At 35.2% G+C, this 6,592-nt stretch carries 7 protein-coding genes and 1 pseudogene; 6 read left to right on the top strand and 2 right to left on the bottom strand.

Features of this window, described 5'->3' with window-relative positions; all coding sequences use genetic code 11:
• Both HNP90_RS09375 and HNP90_RS01340 read right to left on the bottom strand, forming a co-directional pair.
• Window positions 1–396: pseudogene (locus HNP90_RS09375) on the bottom strand (CAP domain-containing protein); the annotation flags it as partial.
• A 191-nt stretch (window positions 397–587) separates the two neighbouring features.
• Window positions 588–1,685, bottom strand: a complete 1,098-nt coding sequence (locus HNP90_RS01340) for a DNA topoisomerase IV subunit A (RefSeq protein WP_011977071.1) — start codon at window positions 1,683–1,685, stop codon at window positions 588–590.
• A gap of 229 nt (window positions 1,686–1,914) precedes the next feature.
• Between HNP90_RS01340 and ftsZ the strand changes: the two genes are divergently transcribed.
• The 6 genes from ftsZ (at window position 1,915) to HNP90_RS01310 (ending at window position 6,577) form a co-directional block, all read left to right on the top strand.
• Window positions 1,915–2,997 carry a cell division protein FtsZ gene (gene ftsZ, locus HNP90_RS01335; RefSeq protein WP_048060417.1) on the top strand — a complete coding sequence of 361 codons (1,083 nt, stop codon included), beginning with the start codon at window positions 1,915–1,917 and terminating at the stop codon, window positions 2,995–2,997.
• Between the two features lie 31 nt (window positions 2,998–3,028).
• Window positions 3,029–3,268: a protein translocase SEC61 complex subunit gamma gene (locus HNP90_RS01330; protein ID WP_011977069.1), complete on the top strand. Its 240-nt coding sequence runs from the start codon at window positions 3,029–3,031 to the stop codon at window positions 3,266–3,268.
• A 134-nt stretch (window positions 3,269–3,402) separates the two neighbouring features.
• The gene (locus HNP90_RS01325) at window positions 3,403–3,843 is read left to right on the top strand and encodes a transcription elongation factor Spt5 (RefSeq protein ID WP_011977068.1); all 441 of its coding nucleotides are present in this window, start codon (window positions 3,403–3,405) and stop codon (window positions 3,841–3,843) included.
• 113 nt (window positions 3,844–3,956) lie between these two features.
• A complete protein-coding gene (locus HNP90_RS01320) occupies window positions 3,957–4,436 on the top strand; it encodes a 50S ribosomal protein L11 (protein ID WP_011977067.1) in 480 nt (159 codons plus the stop codon).
• A 108-nt stretch (window positions 4,437–4,544) separates the two neighbouring features.
• On the top strand, window positions 4,545–5,561 hold the full coding sequence (locus HNP90_RS01315) for an adenylosuccinate synthetase (protein ID WP_011977066.1): 1,017 nt from the start codon (window positions 4,545–4,547) through the stop codon (window positions 5,559–5,561).
• Between the two features lie 77 nt (window positions 5,562–5,638).
• Complete coding sequence (locus HNP90_RS01310; RefSeq protein ID WP_011977065.1) at window positions 5,639–6,577, top strand: 2-phosphoglycerate kinase; 939 nt, start codon at window positions 5,639–5,641, stop codon at window positions 6,575–6,577.
• Window positions 6,578–6,592: the final 15 nt, after the last annotated feature.

Raw genomic sequence — 6,592 nt, 5'->3', positions numbered from 1 at the left:
AGTATCTTCAGATGAACTATCCGTAGTATCTTCAGATGAACTATCCGTAGTATCTTCAGATGAACTATCCGTAGTATCTTCAGATGAACTATCCGTATCACTTGAAGGAACGTATCGTGATTCAAGTATTTGTGATTTTGAAGACGTTTTTTTCAGAGGGGCATATGCTTTAACTTCAAAAGTTTTATACTCCTCATTATTTTTAAAAAAGCTGTTTAATTCTAAGAATAGATTTTGGTTGTTATCAAATAAATTATGGTAATTTTCGTTAAAATTTTGGTAAGTTAGGTTTGAAAAAGTTTGTTCACATCCATCGAAGCTAGAATTTGCACAGGTAGCTGTCAATAAGGATAGTGTAATTATCGTTAATGTAAAAACTTTAAACGGCCAATCCATTGTTCAGTCTCCATTATGTATTTTTAAATATTGGGGGATTACCCATTATTTAGTATACTGGATCTATTTATATTGTTTTCTATAATTTTGACTTAATATCGGCCGATTTTAGCGTAATAAAATAAAAATATTTTTAGGATATGATTTTTGATCCCAGATTTCCGAGATACAATCAACGTATTTATTTAAAATTATGGAAGCCATGTTTTTTGATCTTCAATTTTTGCTGGCAAGTATTCCTCAACAACATATTTCAAACCGTATTTTGCCAAAGACTGCTGTTCTGCCCTTACCTTACCATCAGCCATCTGATTTAGTGCTTTTTGCCATTCAGGGAATGATCTAACGAAATCATCGTTTTTAAGACCATCTTTTAACCTTTTAACGTCATGATCTTTTAATGGGTGAGTTGGAAGTTCATAATCAACAATATCTTGAGGAGTTACACCGATAAGTCTAGCCTCAGGAACTGCCAATTTGTCTGCTAAGTGAACTGCTTTACCACTTCCTACCTTTAAAGTCCTGTAGATGTTTAAATATCCGTAAGGGTCACCATCCGTAAATACTAAAATTGGTAATTTGTGTTCTTCATTTAATCTTTTGATAAATCTTCTAGTCGCCCTTGCAGGAACCCCTTTTAAAGAGATTAATATACAGTTGTGTTTAGACCAAAATTCTTCAGCATTTAACCTTGCAAACATACCTGCGGTCTCTATTGCTAAAATGAAATCTGCTTTTGTATTAAATTCTAATTTTGTAACATCGTTTGGAATGTTGTATGCACCGCTTCCAAGTTTTGTACAGTCAATTTTAATTTCTGAACCATCTGCAGCTCTATCAACGATTTGTAACGGCCCGATAACCGCTGCACCATCTTCTTCAGGGATAAATCCTAAATCTTCCCTTAAATATTCTGAAGCAGCTTCGATATCTTCAATAACTCCGTTTGATGGTTGCTGGTCATCAAATCTTGCTTCACCCCAGTTTTTGGAGACATAATAAGCTTCTCTTAGAGTTGAGAAATCGTTTGTATCGAGTAGTTCTTTTGAAAATTCCATCATTTTGATAGTCTGGGCAAATATTTTTGCCTGATTTACTGTTAACATCCTATCTTTTTCTTTTCCAAGTATCGCAAAAGTTCCTTTTTCAGCATCAAATTTTGCATTTGCGAGACTTCTTATTGGGAAGGTGATTTTAGGTCTTTTTCCTCGTATGATGTCTTCATACATATCGTTAGCAAGTTTCAGTAATTTTTTGGCCGCTAAATTTCTCTCTTCTGAGGTTATCACAGTTTCACCGCATTTTAATAGAAAATAATATAAATATGAATCAGATAAATGAAAGCTATAATCGGCTTTATATTCCGAATATTAGTAATTTTATTTATAACTATATTTTTGGTATTGGTCCTAATCAAAAGATATAAATCTTGTAACTTATATATTTCCAATGATTATTTAAAACCCACACAATCAGGGCTTTGAGGGCATGCACCATTTTAATGAGGAGGTAATAATCTTGAAATTCTTAAAAAACATAGCACAAACAGATTTTTTGGAACCTGCTCCAGAACAGCTTTCCGAAGTAGATAGAGAATTGCTTGAATTGATAGAACAGTCAAAAGCAAGAATTACGGTTGTAGGTTGCGGTGGCGCAGGAAACAATGCAATAAATAGATTGATCGCAGAAAGCATCGAAGGTGCAAGAATCATTGCAGTAAACACAGATGCACAGCAGCTCGTAAAAACTCACGCAGATCAGAAAGTTTTGATTGGTAAAAACCTCACAAAAGGACTAGGTGCTGGTGGAAACCCTGTTAAAGGTGAAGAATCTGCAAAAGAAAATTCAGAAGAAGTTAAAAAAGCAATTCAGGATTCAGACCTCGTATTTGTAACTTGTGGACTTGGTGGAGGAACTGGAACAGGTTCAGCCCCGGTAGTTGCAGAAATTTCCAAAAAAATTGGTGCTTTAACAGTTGCAGTTGTTACATTACCATTCTCAATGGAAGGAAAAGTTAGAATGTCAAATGCAATTGCAGGTCTTAATAAATTAAAAGAAGTTGCAGATACTATTGTTATCATTCCTAACGATAAATTGTTAGAAATTGTTCAAAATGTTCCATTAAGAACTGCTTTCAAAGTTGCAGACGAAGTTTTAATGAACTCAGTTAGGGGAATGGTTGAACTCGTAAACAACGCAGGAGACATTCACGTGGACTTTGCTGACGTTAGGGCAGTAATGAACAACGGCGGAATTGCAATGATGGGTATTGGTGAGAGTGACTCTGAGAAGAGAGCAAGAGAAGCAATACAAATCGCATTAAACAGCCCGCTCCTCTGTGTTGATGTTGATGGCGCAACCGGTGCATTAATCCACATAACGGGTCCTGAAGACATGAGCCTTGAAGAAGCAAAGGAAATCGTTTCAACTGTTTCAGACAGACTAGATGAAAAAGCAACGATTATTTGGGGAACTACAATCGATGAAACACTCGAAAACTCATTAAGGGTATTACTTATCGTTACAGGTACAAAATCAACTGGTGACTACACCATCGATGTAACGAAAAAGAGATACTTAATAGATATCCCAAAAATCTAAATTTAATTTTTAACACTTGGCGGGGGATATTATGGCAAAAGAAAAAACTACAAATTCTGAAATGCCCAACTCAAAGTTACATGCGACATTAAATAATTTAAAAGACTTTTTACATCAATGCAGAAGAGTATTAATGATTTCAAGAAAGCCAACAAGACAGGAATACTTAACCATTTCTAAAGTGACGGGTCTTGGAATATGCCTTCTTGGTTTTGTCGGGTTTATAATACATGTACCAATCACGTATTTGAAAGGATTAATAAAGCCATAAACACGAAATATACTTTTATATTTTTCAATTTATGAATAGATATATATAGTATAAATTGATAATAATTTTCAATTATTTTGAGATCTATTTTTAAAATTATTTATTTTCAAATTTTATTCCATTTTGGTGATATTATGATTTTTGCAGTAAGGACCACTACGGGTCAGGAAAAAAACGTTGCAGAATCTCTTGCTTCAAAAGCTGAAAAAGAGAACTTGGAAGTATTTTCAATTTTAGCAACTGAGGATTTAAAAGGATACATCCTGATCGAAGCTGCTAACAAAGGGGCATTAGATGACCTCGTTAGAAAAAGTTTCAAGGTAAAAGGAATTGTTCCTGGAGAAACCAGCGTAAGCGAACTCGATCACTTGTTAACACCAACAAAAATTATCGAACATATCGACAAAGGAGATATCGTTGAATTGGTTGGAGGTCCGTTCAAAGGTGAAAGGGCAAGAGTTACAAGAGTGGACAAACACAAAGAAGAAGTTACGCTTGAATTAATTGATGCAGCAGTACCTATTCCGATAACTGTTGGCGTTGAACAGGTTAAAATTGTATCCAAACAGGATTAATTTGTATTTGATAAAGTCATGGTAAATTTTAAATAGGATACACATAAATAAGAATAAGGAACTTATGATAGTATTATTGCGATACTAAACACGATTCATTTAGAGGTGAATATATGGCAGAACAAGTAGTAGAGATACTCGTATCTGGTGGAAAAGCAACAGCAGGTCCTCCTTTAGGTCCAGCAATCGGTCCTTTGGGCGTAAACATCATGCAAGTTGTTCAAAAAATCAACGAAATGACAAAAGACTATGACGGAATGAGTGTTCCAGTTAAAGTTATTGTTAATACTGATAAAAGAACATTCGAAGTTGAAGTTGGTATTCCTCCAGCATCCGCGTTAGTTAAAAAAGAACTAGGAATTACAACAGGATCACAAGAACCAAAACACCAAGTTGCAGGAAACTTGACAATGGAACAAGTTGTTAAAATTGCAAAAATGAAACAAGATGCAATGTTAGCATACAACTTGAAAAACGCTTCAAAAGAAGTTATTGGAACCTGTGTATCAGTTGGAGTAAACGTTGAAGGAATGACTCCAAAAGAAGCACAAAAAGCAGTCGATGCAGGACAATTTGACAGCTACTTTAACTAAATGAATTTCACTTTCTTTTTTTCTGGAAATTCGTATTTATTAATTCAAATATTTATTGGATATGAACTCCTCCGAGTATGCTTGAGGATTTGAATGGAGGTTCTGTAAATGACATGTACCATAGTAGTTGGTGGCCAATGGGGCGACGAAGGAAAGGGAAAAATAATAAGTTACCTCTGTAAAAAAGACAATCCGTCAATTATTGCAAGAGGCGGTGTAGGCCCTAATGCAGGACACACAGTTGAAGTGGACGGAGAAAAATACGGAATAAGAATGGTTCCAACTGGTTTTCCAAATGTTAACGCAAAACTCGCCGTTGGTGCTGGAGTTTTAACTGATCCTGAAGTTTTACTCAAAGAGATCCAAATGCTCGAAAAGTTCAATGTTGGAGAAAGAATGATAATTGATTTCAGGTGTGGTATCATTGAAGAAATCCACAAGGAACTTGATAAATCAAACGAACACCTTTCAAAAGAAATTGGATCAACAGGAACAGGATGTGGTCCTGCAAATGTTGACCGGGCAATGAGGACATTGAAACAAGGAAAAGACGTAGAATCAATTTCCAAATATCTTGGAGATGTTTCAGAAGCAGTGAATGAAGCATTGGAAGCTGGATACAATGTATTGATTGAAGGTACCCAAGGATCCCTCTTATCATTATTCTACGGAAGCTACCCTTACGTTACTTCAAAAGATACAAATGCAGCATCTTTTGCAGCAGATGTTGGTGTAGGCCCTACAAAAATTGACGAAGTCGTTGCAGTATTCAAATCATATCCTACTAGAGTTGGTGAAGGGCCTTTCCCAACAGAAATGTCCGTGGAAGAAGCTGAAAGTCTCGGAGTTGTTGAATACGGAACCGTTACTGGAAGGAGAAGAAGAGTTGGTTACTTCGATCATGAACTTGCTAAAAAAGTATGCAGATTAAACGGAGCAACCCAAATAGCAATAACATGTCTTGACAAATACGACAATGAATGTTACGGCATAACAGAATACGAGAAATTATCTGAAAAAGGAAAGGCATTCATAAAAGAAGTTGAAGAAAAAGTTGGTGTTAAGGTAACTCTTATTTCAACAGGTCCAGAACTTACTCAGACAATTGATGTTAGAAATAAATAATTATAAAAATTTTAATTAACTACTTTTTTATGGTTGTAATTAGTATTCATTTTTTATTTTAGATTGGTAGGGATATGATGACGTTTGATGAAAATATTAGTAGAATTTTAGTAACAGATAAGGAATATGATATGCCCTTTTCAAAGGGTCTTTTAGCGAGATCCCTATCCGCTGCGGGAATGAAACCTAGTGAGTCCTATACTTTAGCACGTGAGATTGAGCGAGATTTAACTGAACAAAATGTATTAAAGATTTCTAAAGATGAATTAAGACGAAGAGTATACTACACACTTATTAATCGAGATTACGAAGGAATTGGCGAAAAATATTTATTATGGCGAAGAGTTTTAAAGAAACATTCAATAATTATTCTTGTAGGTGGATCTAGTGGGGTCGGAACATCTACAATTGCATTTGAGCTTGCATCAAGGCTAGGTATTCCAAGTGTTATTGGAACCGATTCAATAAGGGAAGTAATGAGACGAAGTATCTCAAAAGATCTGGTCCCAATGCTTTATGAATCCTCATATACTGCATGGACTGCACTTAGGCGCTCCCAATGGGAAGAACAGGATACAAAAGGAATGCACTTACTCGGATTTGAAAGACACGTCGAACCTGTTCTTTTGGGTATTGAAAGTATTATAGATAGGAGTTTAACTGAAGGAACGAGTGTTATAATTGAAGGAACCCACATAGTTCCGGGGCTTATGGGTGAAAAATATCAGTCAATGCCAAACGTGATATTTTTGAATTTAACACTTAGTTCAGAAGAAATCCATAAAAAACGATTTACTGCAAGGGCCAAAGTAAGTGACAGGCCACTTGAGCGATATTTAGAGAATTTTGAAATAATAAAAGAGATTAATCAATATATTGTTGAAAAATCAAAAGAAAACAACGTTCCAGTCATTGAAAATGTTTCAATCAGTGAAACCGTTCAAAAATGCTTGGAAATTGTTACTGAACGGTTTAGCAACCTGACTGATGAACCAATCGATTCAGATTTCTACTAATTCTTTTAATTTTGG

The organism is Methanococcus maripaludis (genome assembly GCF_013760955.1).
Lineage (GTDB): Archaea > AGJL01 > Methanococci > Methanococcales > Methanococcaceae > Methanococcus > Methanococcus maripaludis_A.
Note: the sequence above shows the minus strand (reverse complement) of the source record. Positions and strands in the feature narration are given on the sequence as shown.

What these genes read in the sequence shown, in the direction of transcription:
- HNP90_RS01330 (WP_011977069.1), top strand. Translation starts at nt 3,029, where the DNA reads ATGGCAAAAGAAAAAACTACAAATTCTGAAATGCCCAACTCAAAGTTA.
- HNP90_RS01325 (WP_011977068.1), top strand. Translation starts at nt 3,403, where the DNA reads ATGATTTTTGCAGTAAGGACCACTACGGGTCAGGAAAAAAACGTTGCA.
- HNP90_RS01320 (WP_011977067.1), top strand. Translation starts at nt 3,957, where the DNA reads ATGGCAGAACAAGTAGTAGAGATACTCGTATCTGGTGGAAAAGCAACA.
- HNP90_RS01315 (WP_011977066.1), top strand. Translation starts at nt 4,545, where the DNA reads ATGACATGTACCATAGTAGTTGGTGGCCAATGGGGCGACGAAGGAAAG.
- HNP90_RS01310 (WP_011977065.1), top strand. Translation starts at nt 5,639, where the DNA reads ATGACGTTTGATGAAAATATTAGTAGAATTTTAGTAACAGATAAGGAA.